Genomic DNA, 15,456 nt, shown 5'->3' with positions numbered 1-15,456 from the left:
GGGGGGCGTCCTCCGGCGGTCAGGGCGTGACGGCGAAGTGGGCGAGGATCGCGTCCGCGAGCTTCTGGTCGCCCTCGATCTTCAGGCGCTCGCTCACTGCCGAGGGGCGCACCCGACCGCAGGCCAGCCGCATGTACGTCTCCCAGTCCGTCGCCAGGGTGACGGCCGGGCCCAGCGAGACGCTGCCGTCCACCGTGCCCCGTCCCTCGGCGTCGACCCGGACGGTCCGCATGAACTCCAGCGGCCCGTTCACGTCGACGACGACCGCGGAGTTCGGCGGCGCCCCGGCGTCCTTGGCGACCACCTTGGGCAGCGACTCCAGCAGCACGTCCCGGGCGACGACCGCGCCGGGGGAGTCCAGGTTGCCGGGCTTGCCCAGGGCCCGCCGCAGGTCCTGCTCGTGCACCCACACGTCGAACGCCCGTATCCGCAGCGCCTGCTCCAGGGTCGTCTCGCGGCCGAGCGGGTCCACCACCCTCGCCGACGGGTCGCGCTTCTCGTTCCGCAGTTGGCGCGACCGGCGGATGATCGTGTACTCCAGCTCGCTCGTCATCTCCGGCGCGGTGTGGCAGCGCCGGACGTCCACCTGGACCTCCAGACGACGGCTGAGCTCGTCCGTCACATGGAACAGGTCGCGCGGCAGCGTGTGGATCGGCCGGGGGTCGCCGAGCATCTCGCACTCGGATCCGATGATGTGGGAGACGACGTCGCGGACCGACCACCCCGGGCAGTCGGTCGCTCGGTTCCACTCGCCTTCGACCAGGGGGGAGACCAGCTCGGAAATCGCCTCGATGGAGTGGGCCCAGGCGTCGGCATAGGGCTGAAGGCTTGGGTGGTCGATCAACGGGACCCCTCGGATACGTGCCGGATGTGTGCCGGATGCGTGTGGATGATGTGGGTTCGCGGTTTGGGTGCTCTCAAGTTACGCTGCGCGCGGGCAGCCTGACAGGCCTTTCCAGTGACGATCGTAGGCTGCTTTCGAGCAGCGTTTGACCCCCTTGAGTCCTTGGACGGTGGTACCGTGCGCGCCTCCCTCATTCAGATCGGTGTGGACCAGGACGAAACGGTCGAAGCGCGCCGTGCGCGCGCGGCGGCTCTCGTCAGGGAGCAGTCCGCGGCGGACCTCGTCGTCCTGCCGGAGCTGTGGACGGTCGGCGCCTTCGCCTTCGACTCCTTCACGCCCGAGGCCGAGCCGGTGCGGGGTCCGGGCGCGAGGACGGCCGAGGCGATGTCCGAGGCGGCGCGCGAGGCGGGCGTCTGGCTGCACGCCGGGTCCGTGGTCGAGCGCGCCGAGGGGCCCGACGGGGAGACGGTCCACTACAACACCGCGCTGGTCTTCTCCCCCGACGGCGGGTTGGCCGCCACCTACCGCAAGATCCACCGCTTCGGCTTCGACCGGGGCGAGGCCACCCTGATGGCCGCCGGCGCCGAACCGGTCACCGTCCCTCTGCCCGACACCACGCTGGGTCTGGCGACCTGCTACGACCTGCGCTTCCCCGAGCTGTTCCGCGCCCTGACGGGGGCCGGCGCGCAGGTGCTGGTGGTCCCGGCGGGCTGGCCCGCCCGCCGCGCCGCCCACTGGTCCCTGCTGGCCCGCGCCCGGGCTGTGGAGAACCAGTGCTACGTCCTGGCCTGCGGCACCGCGGGCGCCCACGCGGGCGTCCCCCAGGCGGGCCGGAGCGTGATCGTCGATCCCTGGGGCGAGACGCTGGCCGAGGCGGCGGGCTCCGAGGAGGAGGTCGTCACCGCCGACCTGGACCCGGCGTACGTCGCCAAGGTCCGCGCGGACTTCCCCGTCCTGCGCGACCGCGTACTGCCCTGAGCACCCGCCGACCGCTCGGGCCGGCCACCGGCCCGAGCGGTACCGACGGCGTCTGAGTAGCCGTACTCATGCGGCCCATCCGGCCCCGCGCCACGCTGTGGGCATGACCACACCACCGGTGCAGCGGCCCATGACGGCCGCGTTCTTCGTGCAGGCCGTCCTCTCCTTCGGGCTCTCCCTGGTCGCCGTGGCGCTCGGTGTCGCCTACATGCCCATGGGGCCCTGGGAGCGCGGCTTCCTGGCGCTCGGCGTCCTCTTCCTCGTCTCCTCCACCTTCACCCTGGCCAAGTGCGTCCGGGACCGGCAGGAACTGCAGGAGGTGACCAGCCGGGTGGACAAGGCGCGGCTGGACAAGCTGATCACCGAGCACGACCCGTTCGACACCAAGAACCTCTGACGTCCGGCTCCGGCGCACACGCCGGGGCCGAGACCCGCCGGGACCACGCGGGGGAGGGCCGTCACCGACGCGCCGTACGCGGTGATCTGCTGCGCCTGCCCGGACCGTACGGGGAGTGCGCCGAGGCGCTGGTGCCCGGCCACCGACCGCCCGGACGCTCGGGAGCACGGCAACCACGGTGCCGCGCCGGCGCGTCATGCGGGACGTGCTCGGCCGACCGATCCGGGCCGGAAGGGGACGACCGTGGGACCGAACCAGGACGCCGGGAACGGAACCGCCCGGACGCGGGGACGGCTGCCCGCCGCGCTCGCCGTGGCGTCGGCCGCCGTGCCGGCGCTCCACTCCCTCGTCCCCGACGCCGGGGTCAACCTCGGAAGCCTGCTGGAGACCTTCCTGCCGTGGACGGGCCTGGCCGTCCTCGCGCTCCCGGCGGCCGTGGCGGCACGGCGCCGCTCGGTGCTCGGCACGGCGGCCCTGCTGCTGCCCGCGACGGTCTGGCTCGTCCTCTGCCACGACGCCCTGACGCCCCGGACGCCGGGAGCGGCCGACCTCACGGTCGTCCAGCACAACGTCAACGACGTGAACCCGGACCACGACGACACCGCGCGGGCCCTGGCCGAGGCCGGGGCCGACCTGATCGCGCTGGAGGAGGTCACCCGTGCCGTCCGGCCGGTCTACGAGACGGCGCTGGCACCGGACCACCCCCACCACGCGGTCGTCGGAACCGTCGGCCTGTGGTCCAGACACCCCCTGACGGACGTCCGACCGCTGGACATCCGGCCCGAGGGCATCGAGGGAGACTGGAGGCGGGGCCTGCGCGCCACCGTCCGAACCCCGCACGGGGACGTCGCCGTCCACGTCGCCCACCTGCCCTCGGTCCGCGTCCGGTCGAGCGGCTTCGACACCGCGTGGCGGGACGAGAGCGCCATCCTGCTGGGCAGGGCCCTGGCGGCGGAGGAACAGCCCCGGGTGCTCCTGCTGGGCGACTTCAACGCCACCCTGGACGACCGCGGACTCGCCCCCGTGCTGTCCCGACTGGACTCGACGGGGAAGGAGGCCACGGACGGCTTCGCCTTCAGTTGGCCCACCTCCTTCCCCGTCGCCCGGATCGACCACGTCATGGCCCGCGGGGCGACCGTCACCCACCTGCGCACCCTCCCCGCCACGGGCAGCGACCACCTGCCGGTGGAGGCCCGTGTCGTGCTCTCCACCCCCAAGGGGTGAGGCACCGGCGGGCGGGGGAGGCGCAGCGGCGTGCCACCATGGAGGGCATGACCAAGCGAGCGCGCGTTCGAGCCCCTGAACTGCGGGGACGCACCTGGATCAACACCGGCGGCAAGGAGTTGACGCTCGCGGATCTCCGAGGTCGCATTGTGATCTTGGACTTTTGGACCTTCTGCTGCATCAACTGCCTGCACGTCCTGGACGAGCTGCGCGAGCTGGAGGAGCGGCACCGCGACACCGTGGTGGTCATCGGCGTCCACTCGCCGAAGTTCGTCCACGAGGCCGATCACCAGGCCGTCGTCGACGCCGTCGAGCGCTACGAGGTGCACCACCCCGTCCTGGACGACCCGGAGCTGGCGACGTGGAAGCAGTACGCGGTGCGCGCCTGGCCCACGCTCGTCGTCATCGACCCCGAGGGGTACGTCGTCGCCCAGCACGCGGGCGAGGGGCACGCCCACGCCATCGAGAAGCTGGTGGAGGAGCTGGAGGCCGAGCACGGCGCCAAGGGCACCCTGCGGCGCGGCGACGGACCCTACGTGCCGCCGGAGCCCGTTCCGACCGCCCTGCGCTTCCCCGGCAAGGCGCTCGTCCTGCCGTCGGGCAACCTGCTGGTCAGCGACACCACCCGGCACCGGCTCGTGGAGCTGGAGCCGGACGGGGAGACGGTGGTGCGGCACGTCGGCGCCGGCGAGCGGGGCCTGGTGGACGGGCCGGCGGAGGAGGCGCGGTTCAGCGAGCCCCAGGGGCTGGCGCTGCTGCCCGACCGGTCGGTGGTGGTCGCCGACACCGTCAACCACGCGCTGCGCCGCTACGACCCCGCCACCGGCGAGGTCTCCACGCTCGCCGGGACCGGCCGCCAGTGGTGGCAGGGCTCGGCGACCTCGGGCCCGGCGCGCGAGGTGGACCTCTCCTCGCCGTGGGACGTGGCCTGGTGGGCGGACCGGCTGTGGATCGCCATGGCCGGCATCCACCAACTGTGGACGTACGACCCGGACGCGGAGACCGTGGCCGTGGCGGCGGGTACCACCAACGAGGGCCTGGTCGACGGTCCGGCCGACCAGGCGTGGTTCGCGCAGCCGTCCGGGCTCGCGGCCGACGGCGACCGGCTGTGGGTGGCCGACTCCGAGACCTCCGCCCTGCGCCGGATCGAGCGCGCCGACGACGGGGACGGCGACGGGGACGGGGACGGGTTCGTCGTCCGCACCGCCGTCGGCACCGGACTGTTCGACTTCGGGCACCGGGACGGCGCGGCCGACCAGGCGCTGTTCCAGCACCCGCTGGGCGTCACCGTCCTGCCCGACCGGTCGGTGGCGGTGTGCGACACCTACAACCACGCGCTGCGCCGCTACGACCCCGCCACCGGTGAGGTCTCCACGCTCGCCACGGATCTGCGCGAGCCGTCCGGGGCCGTCCTGGTCGACGGGGACATCGTGGTCGTGGAGTCCGCCCGCCACCGGCTGACCCGGCTGCGGCTCCCCGAGGAGGCGGTGCGGGTCGAGTCGGTGGCCCACCGCACACAGCGCGAGGCGACCGAGGTGGCGCCGGGGAGGCTGAGGCTGGACGTGGTCTTCCAGGCCCCGCCCGGCCAGAAGCTCGACGAGCGCCACGGCCCCTCGACTCGGCTGCTGGTCGGTTCCACCCCGCCGGAGCTGCTGGCGGACGGCGCGGGCCAGGGGACGGATCTGGCACGGGAGTTGACGCTCGCCGACGGTGTCACCGAGGGCGTGCTGCACGTCTCGGCGATGGCCGCTTCCTGCGACGACGCGCCGGACGTCGAGTACCCGGCCTGCCACGTCCACCAGCAGGACTGGGGTGTCCCGGTGCGCGTCACCCCGGGCGGGGTCTCCCGGCTGCCGCTGGTCCTGGCGGGGATGGACGACGAGGAGGCGTAGCGCCGTTCACGCGCGTGCGGCCCGGCCGTGGGAACGGCCGGGCCGCACGCGCGTGTTCGACATCCCGCCCTCCGCAAGGCGTTGACGGCGCGTCAGGCGCGTCAGGCGCGTCAGGCGCCTCAGGCGCGCCACTGGTGGCGGTGGTTCTCCTCGATGACCGGGGCCGCCGGGCTCGGCGGCTGCACGCGGCGGCGCTTGAAGATGCTGACGTACGAGGCCAGTCCGATGAAGCCGACCGCCATCAGGATCAGGCCGACCAGGTCGAGGTTGATCCCGGAGATGTCCCAGTTCACCGCGAAGGCCAGGATCGCGCCCACCGCGATCAGCACGATGGTCAGTGCCATGCCCATGAATAACCGCCTCCGTCCGGCTGGTTGCGGGCTCGTCCAACCAGCCGGATACCCCGAGACGGCACGGACATTCGGGACGTCCGGCGCGTGACGGGCCGGACGCCCCGTCAGGAGGCCCCTGCCGAGGGGATTTTCCGGTGTCCGTGCGGTGCCCCCTCGTGCGGTGTCCCGTGCGGTTCCTCAGCCGCGGAGGAAGGACACCAGGGTGTTCGCCAGCAGGTGGGGGTCGTCGGCGCCGCACAGCTCCCGCGCCGAGTGCATCGACAGGACCGCCACGCCGATGTCCACGGTGGTGATGCCGTGCCGCGCGGCGGTGATCGGGCCGATCGTCGTCCCGCAGGGGATGGCGTTGTTGGAGACGAACGACTGCCAGGGCACCTCGGCCCGCTCGCAGGCCGCCGCGAAGACGGCGCGTCCGGTGCCGTCGGTGGCGTAGCGCTGGTTGACGTTCACCTTGAGGATCGGGCCGCCGTTGGGCAGCGGCTGGTGGCCCGGCTCGTGGCGCTCGGTGTAGTTGGGGTGGACGGCGTGGCCGGTGTCCGAGGAGAGGCAGATCGTCCCGGCGTACGCCCGCGCGCGGTCCTCGAAGGTGCCGCCGCGGGCGAGGACGGACCGTTCCAGCACGGTGCCCAGCAGCGGGCTCTCGGCGCCGGTGTCGGACTGGCTGCCGTTCTCCTCGTGGTCGAAGGCGGCCAGCACCGGGACGTACGGCAGCTCGCCGCCGTTCTCCCGGTCCCACTGGGCGACGGCGGTCAGCGCGGCCGTGGCGGCGTGGACGGAGAGCAGGTTGTCCAGGCGCGGAGCGGCGAGCAGTTCGCGGTCGCGGCCGAGGTAGGCGGGCGGTTCGACGCTGTGGACCATCAGGTCCCAGCCGGCGATGTCCGAGGCGCGCAGTCCGGCCTCGTCGGCGAGGAAGTCGATCAGGTCGCCCTCGCGCGGTTCGCCCAGGCCCCACACGGGGGTCATGTGGCGCTGCCGGTCCAGCTTCAGCCCGTCGTTGACCTGCCGGTCCAGGTGGATGGCGAGCTGGGGCACGCGCAGCAGCGGGCGGTCGACGTTCACCAGGCGGGTGGAGCCGTCGCGCAGCGTCAGCCGTCCGGCCAGGCCCAGGTCGCGGTCGAGCCAGGTGTTGAGCAGGGCGCCGCCGTAGATCTCGACGGCGACCTGCCGCCAGCCGGCCGCGCCGGTGTCGGGGACGGGCTTGACGCGCAGGTTGGGGGAGTCGGTGTGGGCGCCGACGATCCGGAAGGGGGTGGCGGCGTCGGCGTGTTCCGGGACGTACCAGGCGATGATCGCGCCGCCGCGCAGCACGTACTTCCCGCCGCTGTCGCCGTCCCAGGCGTCGGTCTCGGCCACCTGGCGGAATCCCGCCTTCTCCAGCCGTTCGGCGGTGCTCGCCACCGCGTGGTACGGAGTGGGCGAGGCGGTGAGGAAGGACACCAGGTCGTCGGTGTGTCCGCGATCGAAACGACTGGGATTGCTCATGTGTCCCAGCATACGAACGACCGTGAAGGCGAGGGGCCCCGTTCCCCCCTGACCTGGGAACGGGGCCCTCGCGGCGGTGCCGCCCGCCGCCGACGGCGGCGGGCGGCACCCCGGGCGTCGTCATGGGACGCCCGGCGGACGGTCGTCAGAACGCCTCTTCGGGCAGCTCCATCACCGACAGGTCGGTGGCCTCGGCGATCTGCCGCTGGACGGCCAGGCCCGGCAGGACGTTGGCCGCGAAGAACTTCGCCGCCGCGATCTTGCCCGCGTAGAAGGACTTGTCCTTCGCGGAGGCGTTCGGGAGCTTGTCGGCGGCGACGGCCGCGCCCTTGAGGAGCAGGTAGCCGACGACGACGTCACCGGCGGCCATCAGCAGACGGGTGGTGTTCAGGCCGACCTTGTAGATGGACTTCACGTCCTTCTCGGTGGCGGCCAGGTCGGTCAGCATGGTGCCGACGATGGCCTCCAGGTCCCCGGCGGCCTTGGCGAGCCGGTCGCGGGCCTCGGCCAGCTCCTCGCCGCCGGCGGCCTCGGCCAGGAACTTCTTGATCTCCTCGGACATCGCGGTCAGGGCCTGGCCCTGGTCGCGGACGATCTTCCGGAAGAAGAAGTCCTGGCCCTGGATGGCGGTGGTGCCCTCGTAGAGGGTGTCGATCTTGGAGTCCCGGATGTACTGCTCGATCGGGTACTCCTGCAGGTAGCCGGAGCCGCCCAGGGTCTGCAGGGACTGCGCGAGCTGCTCGTAGGACTTCTCCGAGCCGTAGCCCTTGACGATCGGCAGCAGCAGGTCGTTCAGGCGCTTGGCGGCGGAGGCGTCCTCGCCGGCGGCCTCCTTGGCCAGGACCTCGTCCTGGACGGCGGCGGTGTAGAGCACCAGGGAGCGCATGCCCTCGGCGTACGCCTTCTGCGTCATCAGCGAGCGGCGCACGTCGGGGTGGTGGGTGATGGTGACGCGCGGGGCGGTCTTGTCCGTGAACTGGGCCAGGTCGGCGCCCTGGACGCGCTCCTTGGCGTACTCCAGCGCGTTGAGGTAGCCGGTGGACAGGGTGGCGATGGCCTTCGTGCCGACCATCATCCGCGCGAACTCGATGATCTTGAACATCTGGCGGATGCCGTCGTGCTTCTCGCCCATCAGCCAGCCCTTGGCCGGGTGGTTGGCGCCGAAGGTCATCTCGCAGGTGTTGGAGACGCGCAGGCCCATCTTGTGCTCGACGTTGGTGGCGTAGACGCCGTTGCGCTCGCCGAGCTCACCGGTCTCCCAGTCGAAGTCGTACTTCGGGACGATGAACAGGGACAGGCCCTTGGTGCCGGGGCCGTGGCCCTCGGGGCGGGCGAGGACGAAGTGGATGATGTTCTCGGACATGTCGTGCTCGCCCGAGGTGATGAAGCGCTTGACGCCCTCGATGTGCCAACTGCCGTCCTCCTGCTTGACGGCCTTGGCACGGCCCGCGCCCACGTCGGAGCCCGCGTCGGGCTCGGTGAGGACCATGGTGGAGCCCCACTGCTTGTCCGCCATGAGCTTGGCTATCTTCTTCTGCTCCTCGGTGCCCTCCTCGTGGAGGACGCCCGCGAAGGCGGGGCCGGACGCGTACATCCACACGGCCGGGTTGGAGCCGAGGATCGTCTCGGCGAAGGCCCACAGCAGGGAGCGCGGGACGGTGGTGCCGCCGATCTCCTCCGGGATGCCCAGTCGCCACCACTCGGCGTCCATGTACGCCTGGTAGCTCTTCTTGAAGGAGGCCGGGACCGGCGCGGTGTTGGTCTCCGGGTCGAACACCGGCGGGTTGCGGTCGGCGTCCTCGAAGGAGGCGGCCAGCTCGTTCTCGGCCAGACGTGCGATCTCGGACAGGACGCTCTTGGCGGTCTCGACGTCCATCTCCGCGAACGGGCCGGTGCCGTACACCGTGTCGCGGCCGAGGACCTCGAAGAGGTTGAACTCGATGTCGCGGAGATTCGACTTGTAGTGCCCCATGGCGACGGCTCCGTAGTGGATAGGGAGGAGGGTCCTCGCATACGCGTACCAACTGAGTTGCTGTCATCATGCTACCCGTCGGTAATAAGAATCAACCCCGATCCGCCCGACTGTGACCGAACTCCTCCCGGGCGGCCCGTCCGGCTCCGGGCGGCGCCGTCCCGGCCCGGCCGGAAGCGGTTCCCGCCGTGCTCCGGGCGGCCCGGGAGTCGATACCCTTACGCCCATGTACGGCTACGACCAGACCGGAAACGCGGGCCGGCACGCCGGTCACGCCGGCGGCCACCCCGGGCACGCCGGACACCCCGGGCACGGCGCGCACGCCGGACAGCAGCACTACGCCTCCCAGCAGCCGCCGCCCGCCTACGGTCAGCAGCCGCCGCCGCACTACCCGGAGCCGTCGCCGCCGTCCCTCGCCGAGGCCGTCCGGGCCTTCACCACGGGCGCGATGTCCGCCGAGGACTTCCAGGCGGTCTTCGCCACGTCGAAGGTGTACTGCCCGCGCGGCGACACCCCCGGATTCCTGGCCCTGCACAACACCCAGCAGCCGGTGATCCCGATGTTCACCACGCTCAAGGAGCTGCGCGCGTACGCGGGCAAGGAGTCGAAGTACTTCGTGATCACCGGCGCGGAGGTGCTCGACCTGCTGCCCTCGGGCTACGGCTTCGTGCTGGACATGGAGGGTGAGCACCGGATCGTCTTCGACGCCAAGGCGGTGGAGGAGATGGTCGACTTCGCGATGCGCCGGATGTACGGCGACTGATCCGCCGATCCGCCGATCCGCGCCCGGCCGTGCGTGCCCGGCCGTGTGACGGACCCGGCCTGGTGGAATGTTGAACGTTGAACTACTATGGACTTCCAGCATCTGCCGAGGAGGTCCCCATGCCCGCGATCACGGTCGAGAACCCGCTCGTACTGCCCCGTGTCACCGCTTCCGTGGACGCCCGGTCGCGGCGCGTCCTCCAGGTGGCCACGGCCCCCTCCGGCTTCGAGGGGGAGGGTTTCCCCGTGCGCCGCGCGTTCGCCGGCATCGACTACAGACGCCTGGACCCGTTCATCATGATGGACCAGATGGGCGAGGTGGATTACGAGGCCGGCGAGCCGAAGGGGACGCCCTGGCATCCCCACCGCGGCTTCGAGACCGTGACGTACATCATCGACGGCGCCTTCATCCACCGGGACTCGCACGGCGGCGGCGGCGCCATCACCGACGGCGACACCCAGTGGATGACCGCGGGCTCCGGCCTCCTGCACATCGAGACCCCGCCCGAGGAGCTGGTCATGTCCGGCGGCCTCTTCCACGGGTTGCAGCTATGGGTCAACCTGCCCGCCAAGCACAAGATGTCCGACCCCCGCTACCAGGACATCCGCGGCGGCAGCGTCAAGCTGCTGACGTCGGGCGACGGCGGCGCGCTCCTGCGCGTCATCGCGGGGGAGCTGGAGGGGCACGAGGGCCCGGGCGTCACGCACACCCCGATCACGATGATCCACGCCTCGGTGAGCCCCGGAGCCGAGGTCACGCTGCCCTGGCGGTCGGACTTCAACGCCCTCGCGTACGGCCTGGCGGGCCAGGGCTTCGCCGGCGGGGAGAAGCGGCCCTTCGGCATGGGGCAGGCGGTCGTCTTCGGCGACGGCGACGCGCTCACCATCCGCGCCGACGAGCACCAGGACTCCCGCAGCGCGAACTTCGAGGTGGTCCTGCTCGGTGGCCTGCCGATCCGCGAGCCGATGGCCCACTACGGCCCGTTCGTGATGAACAGCCACGCCGAACTGGTCCAGGCGTTCGAGGACTTCAAGGCGGGACGGCTGGGAGTGATCCCGGCCGACGCCTTCTGACGCGCGCCGAGCCGTCGGACCCGTCGGACCGCGGTGCGGAACCGAAGCGCCCGGCCCGTGCCCCACGCCCCACGCCGTTGACGATCACGGCGCGGGGCGTGCTTTCTTTCGGTGAGCGGTGAGTGGTGAGCGGTGAGCGGTGCCGGAGCCGCCGAGCCGTGTCGGGTGGGGTCAGACCTCCACGGGCGCCGGCGCGCCCTCGCGGATCTCGAACCAGATGCTCTTGCCCTCGCCCCTGGGCTCCACCCCCCACGCGTTCGCCACCATCTCCATCAGCAGCAGACCGCGACCGCGGGAGGCCAGCTCGCCGGGGTTGCGACGGTGGGGCAGCTCGTCGCTGCGGTCGGCGACCTCCACGCGCAACCGGCGCGCACCGCGCTCGCCGATCAGCTCGGCCACCACGGTGGCGTCCCCGTCGGTGTGCACCAGGGCGTTGGTCAGCAGCTCCGACAGCAGCAGGACGGCGCCTTCCACCTGGTCCTCGACCATCCAGTCGTACAGCAGTTCGCGCAGTTGGTGACGGGTGTCGGCGACCCGGGCCGGCTCGTCCTGCCCCACGGGGACGACGATGCGGCGGCTGGGTGCGCGCCAGCGGGTCGGGGCGGCCTCGCCGTCGCGGCCCAGCAGCAGGAGCGCGATGTCGTCCTCGCGTCCGCCGGGGCGCCCGGCCGCGCCCATGCCGGTGCCGGTCATGTGGCGCTTCGGCGGTCCGTGCATGGTGCGGATCAGCGCGTCGGCGAGCGTCTCCAGCGAGACCTCCGCGTGGGACGCCAGGGCCTTGCGCAACCGCTCCCAGCCGGTCTCGTAGTCCAGGCCACCCGCCTCCACCAGGCCGTCGGTGCACATCAGCAGCGTCTGACCCCGCTCCAGCACCAGGCGGGTGATCGGGTAGTCGGCCCCGGCCTCGATGCCCAGCGGCGGGCCGGGCGGCACCGAGGGGGTCAGCACCGTGCCGTCGGTCAGACGGACGACGGGGGCGGGGTGGCCCGCCCGTGCGATGTCGAGCGTGCCCGTGGTCGGGTCGACCTCCACGTACAGGCAGGTGGCGAAGCGGTGGTCGTCGTGCGCGTCCTTCGCGCCTTTCTCGGGGGCGTCCTCGGGGGTGTCCTCGGGCCGGTGGGCGTCGTCGGCCTCCAGGTCGTGGAGGAAGCGGCCGGCCCGGGAGAGGACCGCGTCGGGCCGGTGGCCCTCCGAGGCGTACGCGCGCAGCGCGATCCGCAGTTGCGTCATGATCCCCGCCGCCCGTACGTCGTGCCCCTGTACGTCGCCGATGACCAGCGCCGTGCGGCCGGACGGCAGCGAGATCACGTCGTACCAGTCGCCGCCCACCTGGAGTCCGCCGCCGGCCGGCATGTACCGGCTGGCCAGAGCCATGCCCGGGACGGTCGGCCGGCGGTCGCTGCGCAGGGTGCGCTGGAGGTTGTCGGCCAGCTCCCGCTTGGACTCCTGGACGTAGACCCGGGACAGCGCGTGCGCGAGCAGCCGCGCCACCGTCGTCAGGACGTACCGCTCGTCCGGGGTGAAGGCGACCGGGTCCCGGAACGAGACCAGCCAGGAGCCGATCGTCCGCCCTCCCACCAGCAGCGGAAGGTACGCCCAGGCGCGGTTGCCGTACGTCTCGACGAAGGACCAGGTCGCGGGGAACCGGCGGCGGTACTCGTCGGGGGAGGACAGGTACACGGCCCGGCCCGTGCGGACCACCGCGGCGCCCGGGTACTCGCTCTCCAGCGGGATGTCCTGGAAGAGCCGCTCCGCCCCGGAGTGCGGGCCGTAGGCGCCGATGGGGACCAGCCGATCGCCCTTCACGCCGAAGACGATCAGATCGGAGGGCGAGAAGCCGGGCATCGTCAGCTCTCCGGCGATCCGCAGCACCTCCGTCGTGGTCTGGGCCGCGGCCAGCGCCCGTCCCGCGTCCATCAGGAACGTCTCGCGCGACCGCCGCAGCTCGTCCCCGACCGGTGGACCCAGCGTTTCGGGGGACCGGACGGTGGGGGTCGTCTCGGAGGGCGGCCGCGGAGGGGCGGCGGAGAGGGGGCCGGTCCCCTCGTCGTTCAGCGGGCCCTCGAAATCCTCCCCCGAGCCGGCTCGGCTGGGTCGGGGGGTCTCGGCGATCAGGCCGTACAGCACCAGCCCCCGCAGGTCCGTCTCCGGGTCCACGGACTGGTCGGCGGGGGCCATCCGGATGCGCACGTACCGCGCCACGGAGCCGTCCGCCGCCACCACCCGCATCAGGATCTGGGCGACGGTGCCCTCGGTGGCGACCAGCGCGGCGATGTTGTGCAGTTCGGCGTAGTCGACGGGGTGGAAGCGGTTGCGCAGGTCGTCCTCACGGAGCGTGGTGGGCTCGGGGGGCAGCTCCAGCAACCGGGCGGCGGTGGCGTCCAGGGTGCTCAGCCCCGTCTCGTTGTCCCACCGCCACAAACCGGTCCGGGTTGCCGCCAGCATGTCCTCGATGCGCACTTTTCTACTTTATGTGCATAACGCGGGGGGCACCCGGTGAGGAGAGGCCGGACGGTAGTCTGAGCCGTGCGTGTCCGCGCACCGCGGCTCGCGAGCCACCTCGTCCGAGCGACCGGACGAGCGCGGCGCACGGCCGGCCGAGACCCCGGCGGCCGTCCGACACGACGGTCCGTGAACCCGACCCGACAACCCGACCCGACAACCTGACGACTTGGACGAATGATGCATCGGTACCGGTCCCACACCTGCGGCGAGCTCCGTACGGCCGACATCGGCAAGGATGTCCGCCTCTCCGGCTGGCTGCACAATCGGCGGAACCTGGGCGGCATCCTCTTCATCGATCTGCGGGACCACTACGGCATCGTCCAGCTCGTCGTCCGCCCGGAGACCGCGCCGTACGAGGCCCTGAGCTCGATCTCCAAGGAGTCCGTCGTCCGCGTGGACGGCCGGGTCGTCGCCCGCGGCGCGGAGAACGTCAACCCCGAGCTGCCCACCGGCGAGATCGAGGTCGAGGTGGCCGAGGTCGAGGTGCTGGGCGGCGCCGACCCGCTGCCCTTCACGGTCAACACCGAGGACGGCGTCAACGAGGAGCGGCGCCTGGAGTACCGCTTCCTCGACCTGCGCAAGGAGCGCATGCACCGCAACATCATGCTGCGCTCGGCGGTCATCGCCGCCATCCGGCAGAAGATGACCGCGCTCGGCTTCAACGAGCTGGCCACCCCGATCCTGTCGGCCACCTCCCCCGAGGGCGCCCGCGACTTCCTGGTGCCCTCCCGGCTCCACCCGGGCAAGTTCTACGCGCTGCCGCAGGCCCCGCAGCAGTTCAAGCAGTTGCTGATGATCGCGGGCTTCGACCGCTACTTCCAGATCGCCCCCTGCTTCCGCGACGAGGACGCCCGCGCCGACCGCTCGCCGGGCGAGTTCTACCAGCTCGACGTCGAGATGAGCTTCGTCGAGCAGGAGGACGTCTTCGGCGTCATCGAGAAGGTGATGACCGAGCTGTTCGAGGAGTTCGGCGGTGGTCGCCACGTCACCTCGCCGTTCCCGCGCATCCCGTTCCGCGAGGCGATGCTGAAGTACGGCTCCGACAAGCCGGACCTGCGCGTCCCGCTGGAGCTGGTCGACGTCTCGGAGATCTTCGCCGGGTCGGACTTCAAGGCGTTCGCCGGCAAGCACGTCCGCGCCCTGGCCGTGCCCGACACCGCCGACCAGCCGCGCAAGTTCTTCGACCAGATGGGCGAGTTCGCCGTCGAGCTCGGCGCCAAGGGCCTGGCCTGGGTGCGCGTCGGCGACGAGGCGAAGCTGACCGGCCCGATCGCCAAGTTCCTCACCGAGGAGAACGTCTCCGCGCTGCTGGAGCGGCTGGACGCCAAGCCGGGCACGGCGATCTTCTTCGGCGCGGGCGAGTTCGACGAGGTCTCCAAGATCATGGGCGCGGTCCGCGTCGAGGCCGGGCGCCGCACCGGCCACTTCGAGGAGAACGTCTTCCGGTTCTGCTGGATCGTCGACTTCCCGATGTTCGAGCGGAACGAGGAGACCGGCGCCATCGAGTTCTCCCACAACCCGTTCTCCATGCCGCAGGGCGGCCTGGAGGCGCTTCGGACCAAGGACCCGCTGGACGTCCTGGCCTGGCAGTACGACATCGTCTGCAACGGCGTCGAACTGTCCTCGGGCGCGATCCGGAACCACGAGCCGGAGGTCATGTACAAGGCGTTCGAGATCGCCGGGTACAGCCGCGAGGAGGTCGAGCACGAGTTCGGCGGCATGCTCCGCGCCTTCCACTACGGCGCTCCGCCGCACGGCGGCATCGCCCCGGGCGTGGACCGCATCGTGATGCTGCTGGCCGACGAGCCCAACATCCGCGAGACCATCGCCTTCCCGCTCAACGGAAACGCCCAGGACCTGCTGATGGGCGCCCCGAGCGAGGTCGACGAGGCCCGCCTGAAGGAGCTCCACCTCTCGCTGCGCAAGCCGCCGCAGGCGAAGTAGTCGCGGCAGCCGTCACGGACGTGGCCGCG

General features: G+C 71.9%; 12 protein-coding genes. 7 read left to right on the top strand and 5 right to left on the bottom strand.

Features of this window, described 5'->3' with window-relative positions; genetic code table 11:
* Nucleotides 1-19: 19 nt before the first annotated feature.
* Nucleotides 20-844 (bottom strand): maleylpyruvate isomerase family mycothiol-dependent enzyme, encoded by an 825-nt coding sequence (locus IF47_RS0114075; RefSeq protein ID WP_031509097.1) that lies wholly within the window; start codon nt 842-844, stop codon nt 20-22.
* A 177-nt stretch (nt 845-1,021) separates the two neighbouring features.
* On the opposite strand from IF47_RS0114075, the gene IF47_RS0114070 reads away from it, so the two are divergent.
* From IF47_RS0114070 to IF47_RS0114055, 4 genes are all read left to right on the top strand, one after another.
* Nucleotides 1,022-1,822, top strand: a complete 801-nt coding sequence (locus tag IF47_RS0114070; RefSeq protein ID WP_031509096.1) for a carbon-nitrogen family hydrolase — start codon at nt 1,022-1,024, stop codon at nt 1,820-1,822.
* A 103-nt stretch (nt 1,823-1,925) separates the two neighbouring features.
* Nucleotides 1,926-2,219 carry a YiaA/YiaB family inner membrane protein gene (locus IF47_RS0114065; protein ID WP_031509095.1) on the top strand — a complete coding sequence of 98 codons (294 nt, stop codon included), beginning with the start codon at nt 1,926-1,928 and terminating at the stop codon, nt 2,217-2,219.
* Nucleotides 2,220-2,462: 243 nt separating this feature from the next.
* On the top strand, nt 2,463-3,443 hold the full coding sequence (locus IF47_RS0114060; protein WP_037732583.1) for an endonuclease/exonuclease/phosphatase family protein: 981 nt from the start codon (nt 2,463-2,465) through the stop codon (nt 3,441-3,443).
* Between the two features lie 47 nt (nt 3,444-3,490).
* Nucleotides 3,491-5,335: an NHL domain-containing thioredoxin family protein gene (locus IF47_RS0114055; protein WP_031509093.1), complete on the top strand. Its 1,845-nt coding sequence runs from the start codon at nt 3,491-3,493 to the stop codon at nt 5,333-5,335.
* A 119-nt stretch (nt 5,336-5,454) separates the two neighbouring features.
* On the opposite strand, the gene IF47_RS0114050 is transcribed toward IF47_RS0114055, so the two are convergent.
* From IF47_RS0114050 to IF47_RS0114040, 3 genes are all read right to left on the bottom strand, one after another.
* Nucleotides 5,455-5,685, bottom strand: coding sequence for a DUF6458 family protein (locus IF47_RS0114050; RefSeq protein ID WP_031509092.1), 231 nt, complete (start codon nt 5,683-5,685; stop codon nt 5,455-5,457).
* Between the two features lie 180 nt (nt 5,686-5,865).
* Nucleotides 5,866-7,170, bottom strand: a complete 1,305-nt coding sequence (locus IF47_RS0114045; protein WP_031509091.1) for a M18 family aminopeptidase — start codon at nt 7,168-7,170, stop codon at nt 5,866-5,868.
* A 145-nt stretch (nt 7,171-7,315) separates the two neighbouring features.
* The gene (locus IF47_RS0114040; RefSeq protein WP_031509090.1) at nt 7,316-9,142 is read right to left on the bottom strand and encodes an acyl-CoA dehydrogenase; all 1,827 of its coding nucleotides are present in this window, start codon (nt 9,140-9,142) and stop codon (nt 7,316-7,318) included.
* 226 nt (nt 9,143-9,368) lie between these two features.
* Between IF47_RS0114040 and IF47_RS0114035 the strand changes: the two genes are divergently transcribed.
* Complete coding sequence (locus tag IF47_RS0114035; RefSeq protein ID WP_031509089.1) at nt 9,369-9,905, top strand: SseB family protein; 537 nt, start codon at nt 9,369-9,371, stop codon at nt 9,903-9,905.
* A gap of 119 nt (nt 9,906-10,024) precedes the next feature.
* Complete coding sequence (locus IF47_RS0114030) at nt 10,025-10,978, top strand: pirin family protein (protein ID WP_031509088.1); 954 nt, start codon at nt 10,025-10,027, stop codon at nt 10,976-10,978.
* 171 nt (nt 10,979-11,149) lie between these two features.
* Here the strand turns inward: IF47_RS0114030 and IF47_RS0114025 are convergent, their stop codons facing one another.
* The gene (locus tag IF47_RS0114025) at nt 11,150-13,423 is read right to left on the bottom strand and encodes a SpoIIE family protein phosphatase (RefSeq protein WP_078591819.1); all 2,274 of its coding nucleotides are present in this window, start codon (nt 13,421-13,423) and stop codon (nt 11,150-11,152) included.
* Between the two features lie 237 nt (nt 13,424-13,660).
* On the opposite strand from IF47_RS0114025, the gene aspS reads away from it, so the two are divergent.
* On the top strand, nt 13,661-15,427 hold the full coding sequence (gene aspS / locus IF47_RS0114015) for an aspartate--tRNA ligase (protein WP_031509086.1): 1,767 nt from the start codon (nt 13,661-13,663) through the stop codon (nt 15,425-15,427).
* Nucleotides 15,428-15,456: the final 29 nt, after the last annotated feature.

Source organism: Streptomyces megasporus (genome assembly GCF_000718985.1).
GTDB classification, from domain to species: domain Bacteria; phylum Actinomycetota; class Actinomycetes; order Streptomycetales; family Streptomycetaceae; genus Streptomyces; species Streptomyces megasporus.
Note: the sequence above shows the minus strand (reverse complement) of the source record. Positions and strands in the feature narration are given on the sequence as shown.

Coding starts and splice junctions, on each gene's coding strand:
- IF47_RS0114055 (WP_031509093.1), top strand. CDS start 3,491: ATGACCAAGCGAGCGCGCGTTCGAGCCCCTGAACTGCGGGGACGCACC.
- IF47_RS0114065 (WP_031509095.1), top strand. CDS start 1,926: ATGACCACACCACCGGTGCAGCGGCCCATGACGGCCGCGTTCTTCGTG.
- IF47_RS0114035 (WP_031509089.1), top strand. CDS start 9,369: ATGTACGGCTACGACCAGACCGGAAACGCGGGCCGGCACGCCGGTCAC.
- IF47_RS0114025 (WP_078591819.1), bottom strand. CDS start 13,423: ATGCTGGCGGCAACCCGGACCGGTTTGTGGCGGTGGGACAACGAGACG.
- aspS (WP_031509086.1), top strand. CDS start 13,661: ATGCATCGGTACCGGTCCCACACCTGCGGCGAGCTCCGTACGGCCGAC.
- IF47_RS0114045 (WP_031509091.1), bottom strand. CDS start 7,170: ATGAGCAATCCCAGTCGTTTCGATCGCGGACACACCGACGACCTGGTG.
- IF47_RS0114030 (WP_031509088.1), top strand. CDS start 10,025: ATGCCCGCGATCACGGTCGAGAACCCGCTCGTACTGCCCCGTGTCACC.
- IF47_RS0114040 (WP_031509090.1), bottom strand. CDS start 9,142: ATGGGGCACTACAAGTCGAATCTCCGCGACATCGAGTTCAACCTCTTC.
- IF47_RS0114050 (WP_031509092.1), bottom strand. CDS start 5,685: ATGGGCATGGCACTGACCATCGTGCTGATCGCGGTGGGCGCGATCCTG.